This window comes from Xanthobacter versatilis, assembly GCF_043193975.1.
Lineage (GTDB): Bacteria > Pseudomonadota > Alphaproteobacteria > Rhizobiales > Xanthobacteraceae > Xanthobacter > Xanthobacter autotrophicus_E.
The window spans coordinates 186,029-203,858 of record NZ_JBAFVB010000002.1; the positions used below are offsets into that span (position 1 = coordinate 186,029).

Genomic DNA, 17,830 nt, shown 5'->3' on the forward strand with positions numbered 1-17,830 from the left:
CGCGGGTTTGGCCGAGCGCATGACCGCTACCTCGCGCTCGATGCCGAGATCCTGCACGTAGCGCACGCCCTGATCCTTCAGGATGCGTTGCGCGCCCTTGATGGTGAAGCCGTCGGTATAAAGCAGGTGGCGGATGCCGCGCAGGAGGTCCACGTCCTCCGGCCGGTAGAAGCGCCGGCCGCCGGCCCGCTTGATGGGCTTGATCTGGGGGAAACGGGTCTCCCAGAAGCGCAGGACGTGTTGCGGAAGGGCCAGGTCGTCGGCGACCTCGCTGATGGTCCGGAAGGCGTCCGGAGCTTTCTCCGTGTCGCGCGCGTCCACCGTGTCTCCCGCCTCAATCGACCGAATCGCCCCGAAGTCCTGGCGGAATCATACGGGTGAACGCGGCGTGCGGGAAGTTGTGGTGGCACCCTGCGCGGCGGCGCGTCGCGCCTTGTCCCCCGCCCTTTGGACGGGTCGTCCTCGTCCCCTGCCCATTGGGTGGGATCAGTCCTCGTCGAGGCCGTCGCCGACGGTCCCGTTGATGCGGTGCTTGAGGATGCTGGACGGCTTGAAAACCATGACGCGGCGCGGCTCGATCGGCACTTCCTCGCCGGTCTTGGGATTGCGGCCGACCCGCTCGCCCTTCTCGCGCACCACGAAGGAGCCGAAGGAAGACAGTTTCACCGTCTCGCCGCGGGCCAGGCAGTCGGCAATCTCCTTCAGAACCATTTCCACCAGCTGGGCGGATTCGGTGCGAGACAGCCCCACCTGCTGATAGACGGCCTCACACAGATCCGCCCGCGTTACGGTCCGACCAGCCATTTGTCACCCCGGCCCCAGAAAGATGGCGAACCGCTCGAAGCCCCGTTCGAAGGATGCGGATCGCAGAACTTCGGCAATTTTAACAGAGCACACTTCAGGAATGTGACGGAAAGATCGCCGCACGCCGTAAAGCGACCCAGTACTGGCGAAGGATGTGCGACGCAAACTAGCCGCGCTTGCCAAGGTCGGTCAACGACTTAAATCAATTACCAGCGCAGGAGGGCCGATCCCCAGGTGAAACCTCCGCCCATGGCCTCCAGCAGCACCAGATCGCCCCGCTTGATGCGCCCGTCCCTGACCGCAAGGTCGAAGGCCAGCGGAATGGAGGCGGCTGAGGTATTTCCGTGCTGGTCCACCGTGGTCACCACCTTTTCGGGGGCGATGCCCAGCTTCAGCGCGCTGGCGTCGATAATGCGGCGATTGGCCTGATGGGGCACGAACCAGTCGATGCTCGCGGCGCTTTCGCCGGTGGCGGCGAAGGCGTCCTCGATCACGTCGGTGATCATGCCCACCGCATGCTTGAACACCTCGCGGCCCTCCATGCGCAGGTGGCCCACGGTTCCCGTGGTGGAGGGGCCGCCGTCCACGAACAGCTTGGTGCGGTGCCGCCCGTCCGAGCGCAGGTGCGAGGTGAGAAGGCCGGCGCCGTGGGCGTCGTCCTCCCGCACCGCTTCCAGCACCATGGCCCCTGCCCCGTCGCCGAACAGCACGCAGGTGCCGCGATCCTCCCAGTCGAGGATGCGGGAAAAGGTCTCCGCCCCGATCACCAGCGCCCGGTCGAAGGCGCCGGTCTTCAGATAGGCATCGGCGGTGGCGAGGGCGAACACGAAGCCGGAGCACACCGCCTGCACGTCGAAGGCGGCGCCGCGGGTGATGCCCAGCTCCGCCTGCACCGTCACCGAGGTGGCGGGGAAAGTCTGGTCCGGCGTGGCGGTGGCGAGGATGATGAGGTCAATGTCGCGCGCGGCAAAGCCAGCGTCGGCGAGCGCCCGCTCGGCCGCCTTCAGCGCGAGATGCGAGGTGAACTCGCCCTCGGCCGCGATATGGCGCTGGCGGATGCCGGTGCGCTGCACGATCCAGTCGTCGGTCGTGTCGATGCGCCGCGCGAGATCGTCGTTCGAGAGCACCCTCTCGGGGAGATAGGACCCGGATCCCCGGGCGACGGACCTGATTCCGCTCACGATTGGCCTTCCACCCCTGCGGCCTGCGGCCGGCATGCTGCTACGTCCGGCGGCTGACGGCCGACGAGGCTCTTTTCAATACGCGCGAGAAGCTCGTTACGCACCATGTCGTAGGCGAGATCCACGGCGGCGGCGAATCCCTCCGCGTCGGTCCCGCCGTGGCTCTTGATGACGATGCCGTTGAGGCCCAGGAACACGCCGCCGTTGGCCCGGCGCGGATCCATCTTCTCCCGCAGCACACGGAAGGCGTCGCGGGCAAGCAGGTAGCCGATTCGCGCCCGCCACGTCCGCCCCATGGCCGCGCGCAGGTAGGAGCCGAGCTGCTTGGCCGTGCCTTCCGCCGTCTTCAGCGCGATGTTGCCGGAAAACCCCTCGGTGACCACCACGTCCACGGTGCCGGCGCCGATGTCGTTGCCCTCGACGAACCCGCGATAATTCACGTCCAGATTCTCCTCGCGGAGAATGCGGGCGGCCTCCTTCACCTCCTCGACGCCCTTAATCTCCTCGACGCCCACATTGAGCAGCCCCACGGTCGGGGCCTCGAGGTCGAACAGGACGCGGGCCATGGCCGAGCCCATGATGGCCATCTCCACCAGGCTCTTGGCGGTGGCGCCAATGGAGGCGCCCACGTCCAGCACCACGCTTTCCCCGCGCAGGGTCGGCCAGATGGCGGCGATGGCCGGGCGGCTGATTCCCGGCATGGTGCGCAGGTTGAAATTGGCCATGGCCATCAGCGCGCCGGTATTGCCGGCGGAGACGGCCACGTCCGCTTCCTTCAGCTTCACCGCGTCGATGGCGCGCCACATGGAGGATTTGTAGCGGCCGCGGCGCAGGGCCTGGCTCGGCTTGTCGTCCATGCCCACCACCACGTCGGTATGGACGATGCGGGATACGGCGGCGAGCTTGGGGTGGCTTTTCAGCACCTCGGTCACCCGCGCCTCGTCGCCATACAGGACGAAAGAGGTGTCCGGATGGCGCCAGAGGGAGATTTCCGCCCCGGCAAGGACCGTCTCGGGTCCATGGTCGCCGCCCATGGCGTCGAGGGCGATGCGGACGGGTGCGGTCATTTCAGGCAGGTGTCCCTTGGGCTTTCTTGCGGGTTCAAAGGCGGCGCCGCCTGGGGGGTGAAGATCCTCCCCGCATCACGGCCGGCGCTTCGGCGGGCGGACAATAGCGTCTCGCGCCCGCATCGCAACTGTCGGGCGGCGTTCAATGGATGCCGCAGCGAAATTGGCGTCACTCGCTGCCCTTCAGCCGGGACAAGGCGGCGAAGGGCGAGGCGGCGGCATCCTCGGCCGGGGGCTCGAACACCGCGCCCGGCTTGCGGGGATAGGGATCGATGCCGAGGATAAGGAACTCATACACCAGCGCACCGGCGTCGATGTGCCCGTCCACCGTCTCGTCGGGCGGGTCGATCTCGTTCTCTTCCTCGGCCACCGGGGGCTTGTAGGTGCCGGGCGGCACAAAATGCACGTCGATCTCTTCCGAGAGCGGCGCATCAAACGGCTCCAGCGTGACCCCGCAGGTCTGGCGGATGGTGGCCGTGACCCGGCCGGTCACATGCGCCCCTGCCCCGCCCTCAGGCGCCAGATGAAGGGTCGCCTTCACGTCTTCCACTGCGATCACCCCGGCAAGGCGGGCGATGGCGGCGCAGGTCGCGGCGTCCGGGGTGAGCGTCAGGTCGAAGCCGCCGGGAGGCAGGTCGAGCACGGAGAAGGGATGGGAATAGGGCAGATCGGTCATGTCTCGTTCTCCCGCACGGCGGGGTCGGGCAGCTCCAGCACGCCGCGGGCCAGGACCTCGAACGGCGTCGCATGGAGCTTCGCCGTGGCGGCGCGCACATAGGCGGCGAGCGCAGCGGCTTCAGGCGAAGGTTCAGCCTCGCCGGCGGAAAGGATATTGCGGGACACCGCCTGAATGAGGGCGGCATTGTCCGGCTCAGCCAGGGCCGCGTCATAGGCGGCGGCGCGACCATAGAAGGCCTCGCCGATCTTCTTCATCTTCTTGGGCACGGTCAGGTCGCCGATGCCGATCTCGCGCATGGCGGCGTCCATGTCGGCGGCGAAGGCATCGAAGATGTCCTGCGACATGGAGCGTTCCGGCGTGTCGCCGCCCTTCAGGCGATGGCAGACGAGCACGGTGTGGAGAACCACCATCTCGAACCGGCCTTCCAGCGTATCGGGCACGCCGAAGTCGGTGTAGAAGTCCGGCCGCCGCGACTGTGCCACGATCGCGCCATACAGGCGCTCAATGGTCGCGCGCGACATCGCGCGGGTCTTGGACGAGCGGAACAGGTTGAACATCGCAAATCCGGGGCGAGACGGTCCAGGCGGTGGGACTGGCATTCGGCCAAGCGGCGTAACGCGCCGCCGGCCCTGTGGCAAGGGGCGGTGATACGGCGGCGGCAGGCGCCGGCCTGTCAGGGCCGGGCGAGCGAACATATGGGGAAGCGTGTGGCGTCACATGAGATGAAGGACATGCGGGGCGGCATGAATTCCGAAAACGCGAGGTCCGAGCGCCTGATGGTCCGGTCCAGAATCGCCACCACGGGGCTGCTTCTCGCGGCGCTCGGGCTCGCCGGCTGCGGTGACATGGTGAGCGGCAGCGGCACCAGCATTTCCGGCATCACCCGCACCTACCAGCGCGGCTACGTGCTGGCCGAGGGCGCGCTGGACCAGGTTCCGGTGGGATCGAGCCAGGAGCAGGTGCTGCTGGTGCTCGGCACCCCCTCCACCGTGGCGACGGTGAACGGCGAGGCCTTCTTCTATATCTCGCAGACCGCGCAGAAGGTGGCCTTCCTGAAGCCGGAGATCACCGAGCAGAAGGTGCTGGCCATCTATTTCGACAAGAACAAGCGCGTCAGCCGCGTCGCCCAGTACGGGCTGAAGGATGGCAAGGTGTTTGATTTCGTGTCGCAAACCACGCCCACCAGCGGCGAGGAGCTGAGCCTCATCAAGCAGATGATCGGCCTCATCACCTTCTGACGGTTTGAACGAACGCTAGAGCCGGAACCCGGATATCCGGGTTCCGCGAACGCCGTCGCGAGCGGTCTTCCAAGTGGCCGTGGCCTTTGATGCGGCGCGGGGGAGACTTCGCGCCCCGCCGCGCCGCCTTCTCACCGCGCCGGGGTGGCCCGGGCGATGGCGAGGAAATCCGCCGCCTTCAGGCTGGCGCCGCCCACCAGTGCGCCGTCCACATCGGCAACGGCCATCAGGGTCGCCGCATTGTCCGGCTTCACCGAGCCGCCGTAGAGGATGCGAATACCGTCAGCCTCGGCGCCGAACTGTGAGCGGAGCACGGAGCGGATGGTGCCATGGATGTTGGCCACGTCCTCAGGGGTGGGCGTGCGGCCGGTGCCGATGGCCCAGACCGGCTCGTAGGCGATGACCAGGTTGGATGCGGTGCAGCCTTCCGGCAGCGACTGGTGCACCTGGCGCGTCACCACCCCCACGGCCTCGCCGGCATCGCGCTCCTCGGCGGTCTCGCCGACGCAGACGATGGGCAGCAACCCGAAGCACCACGCCGCCTTCACCTTGGCCATCACCACCGCATCGCTCTCCGACAGGTTGGTGCGGCGCTCGGAATGGCCGACGATGACCGACGTGACGCCGGCATCCTTCAGCATCTCGGCGGAAATGCCGCCGGTGTGGGCGCCCGCGGGGGCCGGATGGCAATTCTGGCCGCCCAGCTGCACCCCGGAGCCGGCGAGGCGCTCGGCGGCGGAGATTAGGAGCGTTGCGGGCGGGCAGACCAGCAGGTCCAGCTTGGCCTTGAGGTCGCCGTCATAGCCCGCGGCCAGGGCCTCGATCTCGGCGAGGGAGCTCTTCAGCCCGTTCATTTTCCAATTGCCGGCGATCAGGACGCGGCGGGAAGCGGGCATGGTTCGGCTCTCCTTTAAGGTTGATCGGGGTTCGCTCTATCAGAGCCCTTTCCCGGCCAAAAGGCATCAAGATGCGCCGTTGCGGGAGCAGGATGGCCTCACTATCATGCGCCGCTTCGCGCCGGACCCGGCCAAAACGAGAACGAACCGTCGATGGTACTTCAGACCCTTCGTAAGGGCGCGTCCGGCTGGATCGCCAAGATCTTCCTCGTCATCCTCACGCTCAGCTTCCTGGTGTGGGGCATCGCGGACGTGTTCCGCGGCATGGGCGCGACCTCGGTGGCGAGCGTCGGCGCAACCGAAATTTCCGCCGATGCGTTCCGTCGTCAGTATCTCGATCAGCTCCAGCAGATCAGCCGCCGTGCCGGCCGTCCGATCTCGCCGGACCAGGCCCGCGCCTTCGGCCTCGACCGGCAGATCCTGAACCAGATGATCGCCGACGCCACGCTGGACGAGCAGGCCTCCCGCCTCGCCCTCGCCGTGTCCGACGAGCAGATCGCGCGCGAGATCGCCGACAATCCCAATTACCGCCGTCCCGGCGCCACCAGCTTCGATCCGGCCTATTTCCAGCAGCTGCTGCGATCCAACAACCTCACCGAGCAGCGCTTCGTCGCCTCCGAGCGCCAGCGCGCCGTGCGCGACCAGCTGCTGAAGTCGCTGGGCGCTGGTGTCGCGGTGCCGCAGGTGCTCATCGATGCGGTGGGCCGCTTCGAGAACGAGACCCGCACCGCCTCCTACGTGCGTGTCACCCCGGCCGCCGCCGGTCCCCTCGCCGCCCCCACGGACGAGGTGCTGCGCGCCTATTTCGACGCCCACAAGGTCACCTTCCGCGCGCCGGAATACCGCAAGATCAGTGTCCTGGCGCTGACCCCGGCGACGCTCGCCGCCGCCGAGACCGTGACGGAGGCCGACGCCAAGGCTGACTACGAGCGCAACCTTTCCCGCTTCGGCACGCCGGAGCGCCGGGAGGTGCAGCAGATCGTCTTCACCTCCGCCGCCGATGCCCTGGCCGCCGACGAGAAGATCAAGGCCGGCGCGAGCTTCGCCGACATCGCCGCCGCCCGCGGCCTGACCGCCAAGGACACCGACCTCGGCCTCGTGGCGAAGTCCGCCATCCTCGATCCGAAGATCGCCGACGCCGCCTTCTCCATGCCCGAGGGCGCGGTGAGCGCGGTGGAGGGCCGCTTCGGCACGGTGCTGGTGCATGTCACCAAGGTCGAGCCCGGCGCCCGCCAGCCGTTCGAGGCAGTGAAGGACCAGATCAGCGCCGACCTGCGCCTCGATCGCGCCCGCCGGGCGCTGCTCGACAAGCACGACCAGGTGGAGGACGAGCGCGCCTCCGGCTCGACCCTTGCCGAGGTGGCGCAGAAGCTCGGCCTCAGGCTCCAGACCTTCGACGCGGTGGACCGCTCCGGCCACACCCCGTCGGGTGACCCGGCCGACGTGCCCGGCGGCGCGGACGTGCTGTCCGGCGCCTTCGCCGCCCAGCCGGGTGTGGAGACCGACACCGTCCAGCTGCCGCAGAACGGCGGTTTCGTCTGGTACGAGACCAATGCCATCACCCCGGCCCGCGATCGCACCTTCGACGAGGCCAAGTCCGCCGTCACCGCCCGCTGGACCGAATCCGAGACCGAGAAGGCAGTGGAAGCCAAGGCCACCGCCCTGCTCGACAAGGCCAAGGCCGGCACCCCGCTGGCCCAGGTGGCCGCGGAGGCCGACCTGCCGCTCCAGATCGCCGAAGGCCTGCGCCGGGGCCGGGCCGCCGGGCCGTTCAGCGCCGAGAGCATCGCCAGCGTGTTCGACGTAAAGGAAGGCGGCTTCGGCATTGCGCTCGCCGCCACCGAGCCGGACCGCGTCGTCTTCGAGGTGACCAAGATCATGGTGCCGCCGCCGGACATGGACACCTCGCGCGCCTCCGCAGAGCTGTCGCGCCAGATCGAGAATGACGTGTTGCTGCAGTATCTTTCCGCCATCCAGAAGGAGATCGGCGTGAAGATCAACGACAAGCTCTTCGCCCAGGCCACGGGCGCTGGCGCGACCAACTGAAGGTGGGCCACAGCGTGAACGCACCCACCGATTTCGACCTCTTCACCTCGCGCTACCTGAAGGGCGAGGCGCAGGTGGTTTCCACCACCCTGGTGGCCGACCTGGAAACCCCGGTCTCGGCCTTCCTGAAGCTCGCCGGGGACACCCCCAACGCCTTCCTCCTCGAATCGGTGGAAGGCGGGCAGACCCGCGGACGGTATTCCATGATCGGGCTCGCGCCCGACCTTATCTTCCGCGCCTCCGGCGATACGGCGGAGATCAACCGCACCCCGGCGGCGGACAAGGACGCCTTCGTCCCCTGCCCCGAGCCGCCGCTGAAGGCGCTGCGGACCCTGCTCGCCGAATCGGCCATCGACCTGCCGGCCGGTGCCCCGCCCATGGCGGCGGGCGTATTCGGCTATCTCGGCTACGACATGGTGCGGCAGATGGAGAAGCTGGCCCCCGCAAAGCCGGACCCCATCGGCGTGCCGGAGGCGCTGCTCATCCGCCCCACCCTCATGGTGGTGTTCGACGCGGTGAAGGACGAGCTGACCGCCGTCACCCCGGTGCGCCCGAAGGAGGGTGTCTCCCCCCGCGCGGCCTATGAGGCGGCGCTGGAGCGGCTCGACCAGGTGGTGGCGGGGCTGGAGCGAGCCATCGCCCATCCGGCGCCGGAGCCCTTCCACGGCGAGGTTCTGCCGGTCTCCAACACCAGTGCGGACGAGTTCTGCGCCATGGTGGACAAGGCAAAGGACTATATCCGCGCCGGCGACATCTTCCAGGTGGTGCTGTCCCAGCGCTTCGAGAGCCCGTTCACCCTGCCGCCCTTCGCCCTCTACCGGGCTCTGCGGCGCGTGAACCCGGCGCCGTTCCTGGTCTATCTCAACTTCGACGGCTTCTCCGTGGTGTGCTCCTCGCCCGAGATCCTGGTGCGGCTGCGCGGCGGGCAGGTGACGATCCGTCCCATCGCCGGCACCCGCAAGCGCGGCGCCAGCCATGTTGAGGATGACGCGCTGGCCGCCGAGCTTCTGGCCGATCCCAAGGAGCGCGCCGAGCACCTCATGCTGCTGGACCTCGGCCGCAACGATGCCGGACGAGTGTCGCAGATCGGCACGGTGAAGGTGACCGACAGCTTCTTCATCGAGCGCTACAGTCAGGTGATGCACATCGTCTCCAACGTGGAGGGCACGCTGGACCCGCGCTTCGACGCGGTGGATGCGCTGGCTGCCGGCTTTCCCGCCGGCACCGTCTCCGGCTCGCCCAAGGTGCGCGCCATGGAGATCATTGACGAGCTGGAGAAGGACAAGCGCGGCATCTATGCCGGTGCCATCGGCTATTTCGGCGCCAATGGCGAGATGGACACCTGCATCGTCCTGCGCACCGCGGTGGTGAAGGACGGCCGCATGTATGTGCAGGCCGGTGCCGGCATCGTCTACGACAGCGTGCCCGAGAGCGAGCAGCAGGAATGCGTGAACAAGGCCAAGGCCCTGTTCCGCGCCGGGGAAGAGGCGGTGCGCTTCGCCGCCCGCGCCGGCAAGGGGCAGTGAAGGCGATGGGTGCAGGCCACGCCGACGCACCGCTGGTTCGGATCAGGCACGCGGGCATGGCCGGCGTCGTAGCGGCCCGATGGCGTGGGTCGCCCCGCACACCCTTCGCCGCCCTTGCTTGACCACACCCGCCGGGCCACGCATTAAGCCCGGAAATCCCGAGATCCTCGGGGCCTGGAGTGCCCATGACCAACGTCACGCTGATCGATAATTACGACAGCTTCACCTACAACCTCGTGCATTACCTGGGCGAGCTGGGCGCGAACGTCACCGTCCATCGCAACGACAAGGTGACCATCGAGGAGGTGCTGGCCGAGAAGCCCGACGCCATCGTGCTGTCCCCCGGTCCCTGCACCCCCAACGAGGCGGGCATCTGCCTCGACCTCATCGCCAAGGCCGGCGAGAGCGTGCCGATCTTCGGCGTGTGCCTCGGCCACCAGGCCATCGGGCAGGTGTTCGGCGGCGACGTGGTGCGCGCGCCCACCCCCATGCACGGCAAGTTGAGCGAGATCCTGCACGAGGGCAAAAGCGTCTTCCGCGGGCTCAACCATTCGTTCCAGGCGACGCGCTACCACTCCCTCGTGGTCGAGCGCGACACCCTGCCCGACGCTCTGGAAGTGACGGCGCACACGGCGGACGGGCTGATCATGGGCCTCGCCCACAAGAGCCTGCCCATCCATGGCGTACAGTTCCACCCCGAGAGCATCGCCTCGGAGAACGGCCACGCGCTGATCCGCAATTTCCTCGACATCGCGGCCGCCTTCAATGCGCAGAAGGCCAAGGGCTGAGCACGAGAGGCTGAGGACGAGACATGAACGAGTTCAAACCCCTCCTCGGCAAGGTGGCCACCGGCGCGAGCCTCACCCGCGACGAGGCCGCCTATGTGTTCGACAAAATGATGTCGGGCGAGGCCACCCCCTCCCAGATGGGCGCGCTGCTCATGGGCCTGCGCGTGCGCGGCGAGACGGTGGAGGAGATCGCCGGCGCGGTCTCCGTCATGCGGTCCAAGATGCTCACCGTCGAGGCCCCCAGTGAAGCGGTGGACGTGGTGGGTACCGGCGGCGATGCCTCCGGCTCCTACAACATCTCCACCTGCGCCTCCTTCATCGTGGCGGGGGCCGGCGTGCCGGTGGCCAAGCACGGCAACCGGGCGCTGTCCTCCAAGTCGGGGGCGGCGGACGTGCTGGCGGCGCTGGGCGTGCGCATCGACCTTGACCCGGCCGGCATCTCCCGCTGCATCGCGGAGGCCGGCATCGGCTTCATGTTCGCGCCCTCCCACCATCCGGCCATGAAGCATGTGGGACCGACGCGGGTGGAGATGGGCACGCGCACCATCTTCAACCTCTTGGGGCCGCTCTCCAATCCGGCCGGCGTCACCCGGCAGATGGTGGGCGTGTTCGCCAAGTCCTGGATCGTGCCGCTGGCAGAGGTGCTGCGGACGCTCGGGTCGCAAAAGGCCTTCGTGGTGCACGGGTCCGACGGGCTGGACGAGATTACCATCTCCGGCGGCACCGACATCGCCGTGCTGGACGAGGGCCGCATTCACACCTTCACCATCATGCCGGAGGACGTGGGCCTCAAGCGCCATCCGGCCGAGGACCTGAAGGGCGGCGACGCCGTGCATAATGCCAAGGCGCTTCGGACCGTGCTGGACGGAGCCGAGGGCGCCTATCGCGACGTGTCCCTGTTCAATGCCGCCGCTGCCCTGGTGGTGGCCGGCCGGGCCAAGGACCTGAAAGAGGGGGTCGAGATGGCACGGGTCAGCCTTGACACCGGCTCCGCCCGCGCGCGGCTGGAGCACCTCGTGGCCGTATCTGAGAAACTGGCGCCGGAGGCGGCCCAATGACCGATATTTTGAAGAAGATTGAAGCCTACAAGCGCGACGAGATTGCCGTCGCCAAGCATGCCCGTCCGCTGGGAGAGATCGAGGCGGCGGCCCGTGCCGCGCCGCGCGTGCGGCCGTTTGCCGGAGCCATCGCCGCGAGTCTGGCGGAAGGGCGCACCGCGCTCATTGCCGAGATCAAAAAGGCGAGCCCCTCCAAGGGCCTGATCCGGGCGGACTTCGATCCACCGGCGCTGGCCCGCGCCTACCAGCGCGGCGGCGCCACCTGCCTGTCCGTGCTCACCGACACTCCCTCCTTCCAGGGCGCGCCGGAATTCCTCGGCTCCGCGCGCGCGGCGGTCGACCTGCCGGTGCTGCGCAAGGACTTCATGTACGACACCTACCAGGTGGCGGAGGCCCGCGCCTGGGGGGCGGACTGCATCCTCATCATCATGGCCGGGGTGGACGACCTGCTCGCCCGTGACCTCGCTGATGCCGCCGCCGCTTATGGCATGGATGCCATCGTGGAGGTGCACGACGACGCCGAGCTGGAGCGGGCGCTGGACCTGCCGTGCCGGCTCATCGGCATCAACAACCGCAACCTGCGCACCTTCGAGACTTCGCTGGAAACCTCCGAGCGCCTCGCCCCCCGCGTGCCGAAAGACCGGATCGCCATCGGCGAGAGCGGCATCTTCACGCCGCAGGACGTGGCGCGGCTCGCGAAGGTTGGCATCGGCACCATCCTCGTAGGCGAGAGCCTGATGCGGCAGGAGGATGTCGCTTCCGCCACGTCCCAGCTCCTTGCGGTCTAGACTTGCCGTATACGTAAAGTTCCGCCTTAATGGGCATGACGGTTCCGCAAGTGGGCCGCACCCAAGGGAGGACTTTCATGAGATTGCGCCTGTTCGCCGGCATTGCCATTGCCGGCCTGTTCTGCGCCCCGGCCTTGGCCGCCGACCCTGTCGGCCTGTGGCAGACCCCCTCGCGGGGTGGCCAGGTGGAGATTTCCAAGTGCGGCGCCAGCCTGTGCGGCCGCCTTGTCTCCTCCGAGGGAATCAAGGCCGATCCCAACCTCAAGGACGTGAACAATGCCAACGCGTCCCTGCGCAGCCGTCCGGTGAAGGGTGTCACCATCCTTACCGGCTTCTCGGGCGGGCCGAAGGAATGGAGCGGCGGCAGCATCTATAATGCCGAGGACGGCAAGACCTATTCCGGCTCCATCACCCTCGATGGCGACGACACCCTGAAGCTGCGCGGCTGCGTGGTGGCGCCGCTCTGCAAGACGCAGACCTGGACCCGGCTGCGCTGACGCGCAGGCCGCTTTCACCTCGCGAACGCCCCGGCGATCTTCTGTCTGCCTTGCCAAGGTGGACAGGACCCGCCGCGGGCGCCATCTTCCGTCCCGCACGAAACGATTCCGGGACGCACCGACGGCCATGGCGAGCCTGACCCATATCGATGCCGAGGGCTCGGCCCGCATGGTGGACGTGTCCGACAAGGCCGCGACCGCCCGCGAGGCTGTGGCCGAGGGCCGCGTGGCCATGGCTCCGGCGACCCTTGAGCTCATCCTCTCCGGCAACGCCAAGAAGGGCGACGTGATGGGCGTCGCGCGCCTCGCAGGCATCATGGCCGCCAAGCGCACCCATGAGCTCATCCCCCTGTGCCACCCACTGATGCTCACCAAGGTGGAGGTGGAGGTCGTGCCCGATTCCGCCCTGCCGGGCCTTCATGTCACCGCGCGGGCCAAGACCACGGGCCAGACCGGCGTGGAGATGGAGGCGCTGACCGCGATCTCGGTGGCCTGCCTCACCATCTACGACATGGCCAAGGCGGCCGACCGTGGCATGCGCATTGAAGGGATCCGGCTTCTGGAGAAATCCGGCGGCGCCAGCGGGCATTTCCGCGCGGAACCGCCCACGGACTGAAGAGGCCGAACCACTGATGGAACCGAGCACGACAACGGGCGCCGGGAAGCCGGCGGGCAAGAAGGCGCCCCTCATGACCGTCGAGGAGGCCATAGGCCTCGTGACGGCCGGGGTATCGGCCCTGGGTGTCGAGCAGGTGCCCGTGGCGCTGGCAGATGGACGCGTGCTGGCGCAGGACCTGCCCGCCCGCCGCACCCAGCCGCCCGCCGACATGTCGGCCATGGACGGCTATGCGGTGCGCGGGAGCGACATCGCACAGACCCCTGCCCGCCTCACCGTGATCGGCGAATCGGCGGCCGGCCGGCCATTCGCGGGCGCCGTGGGGCCGGGCCAGGCGGTGCGCATCTTCACCGGCGCAGTGGTGCCGGAGGGCGCCGACACGGTGGTGATTCAGGAGAACACCAGCCGCGACGGCGATACCCTCACCACCACGGCCCCCACCGCCGCCCTGCGCAACGTGCGCAAGAAGGGCTGCGATTTCACCGCGGGCACGCCGGGCCTGTTGGCCGGGCGGCGGCTGACCGGCCGCGACGTGATGCTTGCCGCCGCTATGGATCATGCGGTCCTGCCGGTGGCGCGGCGCCCGCGCGTGGCGGTGCTGCAGACTGGCGACGAACTGGTGCTGCCCGGCACCGGCACCGGTCAGGACAGCGAGATCGTCGTTTCCAACGCCTTCGGCCTCGCCACCCTCGCCCGCCGCGCCGGCGCGGAGGTGACGGACCTCGGGCTGGTGCGGGATGACCTTGCCGCCATCCGTGCCGTGGTGGCGCAGGCGCTTTCGGGCGACTTCGATCTCGTCATCTCCTCCGGTGGCGCCTCGGTGGGCGACCATGATCTGATGGCGCCGGCGCTGCGCGCCGAGGGGGTGGAGCTGTTCGTGCACAAGATCGCCCTGCGCCCGGGCAAGCCGCTGATGTTCGGTGGCAAGGACGGCGTGCGGGTGCTCGGCCTGCCGGGCAATCCGGTCTCGTCCCACGTCTGCGCCATGGTATTTCTGGTGCCGTTGCTGCGCGCGCTTCAGGGCGACGCCATGCCTGGTCCCCTGACGGCGCCGGCGCGCCTCGCGGTGGACATCCCGGCCAACGACGTGCGCCGTGATTTCATGCGCGCCCGCATGGACCGCCACCCCGACGGAACGGTGCATGTGACGCCTTGCGCCTCCCAGGACAGCGCCATGCTGAGCGTTCTGGCCGCCGCCGACTGCCTGCTCATCCGCCCGCCCTTCGCGCCTGCCGCCACGGCCGGAGACCCTTGCGAGATCATTCCCTTCGATGATTGAGCGGTCTTAACCCTGCCTTCACCCCTTGCGGAACACAAAAGGAACAGATAGAAACCGTTCATGATTTGTTTCGCGGCGCACAGGCTGGCGCCAGCAGGGGGCGAGAGATGCTGACGCGCAAGCAATATGACCTGCTTCGCTTCATTCATGAGCGGCTGAAGGAGACCGGCGTGCCCCCCTCCTTCGACGAGATGAAGGAGGCGCTGGACCTGCGGTCCAAGTCCGGCATCCATCGCCTGATCACGGCACTGGAGGAGCGCGGTTTCATCCGCCGGCTGCCCAACCGGGCGCGCGCCCTCGAGGTGGTGCGCCTGCCGGACAGCGTCGCCCCCGGCCTCGCCACGCCCCGCTCCGCCAGTCGCGGCTTCTCTCCCTCGGTGATCGAAGGCAGCCTCGGCAAGGTGCGTCCGGCTGCGGATGATGACGAAGGCGCAGGCCAGGTGGTCACCGTTCCGGTTATGGGCCGGATTGCGGCGGGCTCGCCCATCTCCGCCATCCAGACCCGCAGCCACACCCTCAACATTCCGCCTGAGATGCTGGGCAGCGGCGAGCATTTCGCCCTGGAGGTGCGCGGCGACAGCATGATCGAGGCCGGCATCCTCGACGGTGACACGGTTCTCATCCGCAAGTGCGATACGGCGGACACCGGCGACATCATCGTGGCGCTCGTGGACGACGAGGAAGCCACGCTGAAGCGCCTGCGCAAGAAGGGCGCCTCCATCGCCCTCGAAGCCGCCAATCCCGCCTACGAGACACGCATCTTCGGGCCCGACCGGGTGCGCATCCAGGGCCGCCTCATCGGCCTCATGCGCCGCTATTGATTTTCGCTTCCTCCCCGGTGGGGAGGCCGCGACGGGGTGAGGGGCGTGGCGGTCACCATGCTCAACGGGACCGGCTCCTCTGGAGCGACGCTTCTCACCCCAGCTTTTTGAGCCGTCGATGCTTTTGGCCGCTTCACTCCGATGCGGCGTCGGCTTCCGGATCGTCCGTCGCCGGGCGCTGCGGGGCGGGCTCAGGTGGCAGGGGCGGCATCCAGGGGCGCTGGACGTTGGGCTTGCGGGTCGGCTCGATCTGCCAGTTCCCGCCGCTTGCCCCCTCGCTGCTTATTCCCTTACGGAAGTGATAGGCCAAAGTGCCGGTGCGCTGCAGCGTTTCAGGCGTCACCACCTGGGCCGGGCAGCGCCGGGGCGGCACATCCCGTGTGACGACGATGCGCGATTCCAGGCAGTCTGCCTCCAGGCTTTCCGCCCGCCGCGATACGGCGATGGTGCCGCCGCCCGGCAAGGGAGCGGTGCAGCCGAGGGGATCGCAGGTGAACAGCGCGGCAAGCCCTTCGGCACCCGCCTTTCGCATGTCACCCTCCCGCGTCATCCACTGCTCCACCACCAGCCGCTGGCTGCGCGCGCCGAGCACCGAGAGCCGCCCGTCGGGCCCGCGCACGGCCACCGTCTGGGCATCGGGTGCGATGAGAATGTCCGGGCGCGGCGGCGCGCCGGACATGAGCAGGGCGAGGGCGAACGGCACGATCGCGACGGCCGTGAGCCATCCGCGCAGCAGGCAAAGCGCCGTCAGGCCCAGGCTGAACAGCGCGAGCGTCGGCGGTCCGACCGGATCGACCCTGCCGTCGGCCCCTGGCAGCACCGCGATGGCGTCCGAGACCGCCACCATGATCTCGATGCCTTTGCCCATCACCGGCCAGGCCAGATGATCGAATCCGAACGGCATCAGCAGCACGCCCAGCAGGCCGAAGGGCATCACCATGAACGACACTGCCGGCATGGCGGCGAGATTGGCGAGCAGGCCATAGGGCGCCACGCGCTGGAAGTGGAAGATGCCGTAGGGCGCCGTCGCCAGCCCCGCCACCAGGGAGGTCAGCGCCGTCCCGCCCACCAAAACCGCGAGCCAGATGGCGGCCTGCCCGACCCATCCGTCGGGTCGCGGCAGGGCGCGCATGGGCCGCAGGCGCTCATAGGCGGCAACGAGGGCGAGGGTGGCGGCGAACGACATTTGCGTGCCGGGATCGAGCGCCGCCTCGGGGGTGAAGGCGAGCACGCAGACCCCGGCCACGCCCACGGTGCGCAGGGTCAGCGCCGGCCGGCCCACCAGCACGCCGCTCAATACCAGCGCCGTCATCACGAACGAGCGCTGCGCCGGAACGTCATTGCCGGACAGCACCAGATAGGCGGCGCTGCCGGTGAGGGCAACGACGGCCGCCAGCGACTTGATGGGGAAGCCCAGCGCCAGCGCCGGCACCAGAGCGAGGCCGCCGCGCATGAACGCGAACAGCGTGCCCGCGACCAGCGCCATGTGCAGGCCAGAGATGGACAGGATGTGCGTGAGCCCGGACACGCGCATGCTCTCTTCCACCTCCGGCGCGATCGCGGAACGGTCGCCCGCTACCAGCGCCACGGCGATTTCCGCCGGCGTGCCGGACAGCGAGGCCCGGATGCGGCGGGACAGGCTGTCGCGCACGGCCTCCACCGCCATGGCGAGGCGTACCGGCAGGGGTGGTTCCGCTGGCTCCGCGAGCTTGGGCCGCCCCAGGCCGTAGCCCACGCCGCCGATGCCCGCGAACCAGGGGTTCCGGCCGAAATCATGGGAGCTGGGCATGGCCGGCCCGAGCGGCGGCAGCAACTGGGAGAGCTGGGTGACATGGGTGCCCACCGGCGGCGCCCAGCCCTTGCGCAGGGTGAGGCGGACGAGGCGCGGAACCTTGTCCAGTCCCTTCACCGGCCTGGCGTCGAGACGCAGCAGGATGCGATCTCCCTTTGGGCGATGCTCCACCCGCTCCACGAAGCCCGACAGCCGCACCGGCCCCTTGCCCGGCGTGGCGATCTCGTGCGCCACCAGCGCGGTGCGCACGCTCGCGGTGGTGAAGCCCGCTGTTACGGCGGCAAGGGCCACCATCGCGCCGAACGCCACCGGTCGCGCCCGCAGCAGCACCGCGCCCCCGCAAAGAGCGGCCAAAAGCACCCCGGCGACGGCAAGGGACGGCTCCTGCGCCGCCCCGAAGTAGATGAGGATGCCAAGGGTGAATGCCGCCGGAAGCCAGAGGATCAACCGGCCGGAGGCGGCCTCGGCGGCAAGATCCGCGGCGAGGCGGGCGCGCAGGGCGTCCAGCACGCGGGCGAGGCCGGGGGGCATCGCCCGGCGCGCGGCGGTGCGCGCGCCGCCGAGAACGGCGGCCCGTCCGCTGGTCCGCGCCGGACGCTGGTCCTGCTGCGTCATGTCGCCCCAGATGCCCCGCTGCGGGTCGTTCCGATCCGTGGGCGTCCGGCGCCCGGCCCGCCGGACAAGGCGGCCGTGTTCCTTGTGCCCGGCGCCTATGCTACACGGGCGCCTCCCGCGTGCCAGGGTGCGTGCATTC

17 protein-coding genes and 1 pseudogene are annotated in these 17,830 nt (G+C 68.9%); 10 read left to right on the forward strand and 8 right to left on the reverse strand.

Annotated elements, in window-relative coordinates; all coding sequences use genetic code 11:
• Positions 1 to 47 precede the first annotated feature (47 nt).
• The 6 genes and pseudogenes from V5F66_RS22315 to V5F66_RS04525 all read right to left on the reverse strand — a co-directional run.
• Positions 48 to 321, reverse strand: a pseudogene (locus V5F66_RS22315) (MerR family transcriptional regulator); the annotation flags it as partial.
• A gap of 165 nt (positions 322 to 486) precedes the next feature.
• Positions 487 to 804 carry an integration host factor subunit alpha gene (locus tag V5F66_RS04505; protein ID WP_012116356.1) on the reverse strand — a complete coding sequence of 106 codons (318 nt, stop codon included), beginning with the start codon at positions 802 to 804 and terminating at the stop codon, positions 487 to 489.
• 206 nt (positions 805 to 1,010) lie between these two features.
• Positions 1,011 to 1,985: a beta-ketoacyl-ACP synthase III gene (locus tag V5F66_RS04510; protein ID WP_012116355.1), complete on the reverse strand. Its 975-nt coding sequence runs from the start codon at positions 1,983 to 1,985 to the stop codon at positions 1,011 to 1,013.
• Positions 1,982 to 3,052: a phosphate acyltransferase PlsX gene (gene plsX, locus V5F66_RS04515; protein ID WP_012116354.1), complete on the reverse strand. Its 1,071-nt coding sequence runs from the start codon at positions 3,050 to 3,052 to the stop codon at positions 1,982 to 1,984. The genes V5F66_RS04510 and plsX overlap by 4 nt, the downstream gene beginning before the upstream one ends.
• A gap of 169 nt (positions 3,053 to 3,221) precedes the next feature.
• Positions 3,222 to 3,728: a YceD family protein gene (locus tag V5F66_RS04520; RefSeq protein WP_012116353.1), complete on the reverse strand. Its 507-nt coding sequence runs from the start codon at positions 3,726 to 3,728 to the stop codon at positions 3,222 to 3,224.
• A complete protein-coding gene (locus tag V5F66_RS04525) occupies positions 3,725 to 4,288 on the reverse strand; it encodes a ubiquinol-cytochrome C chaperone family protein (protein ID WP_394093350.1) in 564 nt (187 codons plus the stop codon). Before V5F66_RS04525 ends, V5F66_RS04520 begins: the two co-directional genes overlap by 4 nt.
• A 219-nt stretch (positions 4,289 to 4,507) precedes the next feature.
• Here V5F66_RS04525 and V5F66_RS04530 point away from each other — a divergent pair, with 219 nt between their 5' ends.
• A complete protein-coding gene (locus V5F66_RS04530; RefSeq protein ID WP_012116351.1) occupies positions 4,508 to 4,969 on the forward strand; it encodes an outer membrane protein assembly factor BamE in 462 nt (153 codons plus the stop codon).
• A 131-nt stretch (positions 4,970 to 5,100) separates the two neighbouring features.
• Here V5F66_RS04530 and tpiA read toward each other — a convergent pair whose 3' ends face one another.
• The gene (gene tpiA / locus V5F66_RS04535) at positions 5,101 to 5,865 is read right to left on the reverse strand and encodes a triose-phosphate isomerase (protein WP_012116350.1); all 765 of its coding nucleotides are present in this window, start codon (positions 5,863 to 5,865) and stop codon (positions 5,101 to 5,103) included.
• Positions 5,866 to 6,018: 153 nt separating this feature from the next.
• On the opposite strand from tpiA, the gene V5F66_RS04540 reads away from it, so the two are divergent.
• The 9 genes from V5F66_RS04540 to lexA all read left to right on the forward strand — a co-directional run bounded on the left by V5F66_RS04540 (position 6,019) and on the right by lexA (position 15,284).
• Positions 6,019 to 7,911 carry a peptidylprolyl isomerase gene (locus tag V5F66_RS04540; protein ID WP_012116349.1) on the forward strand — a complete coding sequence of 631 codons (1,893 nt, stop codon included), beginning with the start codon at positions 6,019 to 6,021 and terminating at the stop codon, positions 7,909 to 7,911.
• Between the two features lie 14 nt (positions 7,912 to 7,925).
• A complete protein-coding gene (gene trpE / locus V5F66_RS04545) occupies positions 7,926 to 9,437 on the forward strand; it encodes an anthranilate synthase component I (RefSeq protein ID WP_393999937.1) in 1,512 nt (503 codons plus the stop codon).
• Between the two features lie 185 nt (positions 9,438 to 9,622).
• Entirely contained in the window at positions 9,623 to 10,225 is a 603-nt protein-coding gene (locus tag V5F66_RS04550; RefSeq protein ID WP_393999939.1) for an anthranilate synthase component II, read from the forward strand.
• Positions 10,226 to 10,248: 23 nt separating this feature from the next.
• On the forward strand, positions 10,249 to 11,283 hold the full coding sequence (gene trpD, locus V5F66_RS04555) for an anthranilate phosphoribosyltransferase (protein ID WP_394005744.1): 1,035 nt from the start codon (positions 10,249 to 10,251) through the stop codon (positions 11,281 to 11,283).
• A complete protein-coding gene (trpC, locus tag V5F66_RS04560; RefSeq protein WP_393999943.1) occupies positions 11,280 to 12,071 on the forward strand; it encodes an indole-3-glycerol phosphate synthase TrpC in 792 nt (263 codons plus the stop codon). The genes trpD and trpC overlap by 4 nt, the downstream gene beginning before the upstream one ends.
• 77 nt (positions 12,072 to 12,148) lie before the next feature.
• Positions 12,149 to 12,568 carry a DUF2147 domain-containing protein gene (locus tag V5F66_RS04565; protein WP_012116344.1) on the forward strand — a complete coding sequence of 140 codons (420 nt, stop codon included), beginning with the start codon at positions 12,149 to 12,151 and terminating at the stop codon, positions 12,566 to 12,568.
• 127 nt (positions 12,569 to 12,695) lie between these two features.
• Positions 12,696 to 13,184 (forward strand): cyclic pyranopterin monophosphate synthase MoaC, encoded by a 489-nt coding sequence (moaC, locus tag V5F66_RS04570; RefSeq protein WP_393999945.1) that lies wholly within the window; start codon positions 12,696 to 12,698, stop codon positions 13,182 to 13,184.
• 73 nt (positions 13,185 to 13,257) lie between these two features.
• Positions 13,258 to 14,463, forward strand: a complete 1,206-nt coding sequence (locus V5F66_RS04575; RefSeq protein WP_393999947.1) for a molybdopterin molybdotransferase MoeA — start codon at positions 13,258 to 13,260, stop codon at positions 14,461 to 14,463.
• 107 nt (positions 14,464 to 14,570) lie between these two features.
• Positions 14,571 to 15,284, forward strand: coding sequence for a transcriptional repressor LexA (gene lexA, locus V5F66_RS04580; protein ID WP_012116341.1), 714 nt, complete (start codon positions 14,571 to 14,573; stop codon positions 15,282 to 15,284).
• Positions 15,285 to 15,417: 133 nt separating this feature from the next.
• Here the strand turns inward: lexA and V5F66_RS04585 are convergent, their stop codons facing one another.
• Positions 15,418 to 17,691, reverse strand: coding sequence for a ComEC/Rec2 family competence protein (locus tag V5F66_RS04585; RefSeq protein ID WP_394093351.1), 2,274 nt, complete (start codon positions 17,689 to 17,691; stop codon positions 15,418 to 15,420).
• Between the last annotated feature and the right edge of the window lie 139 nt (positions 17,692 to 17,830).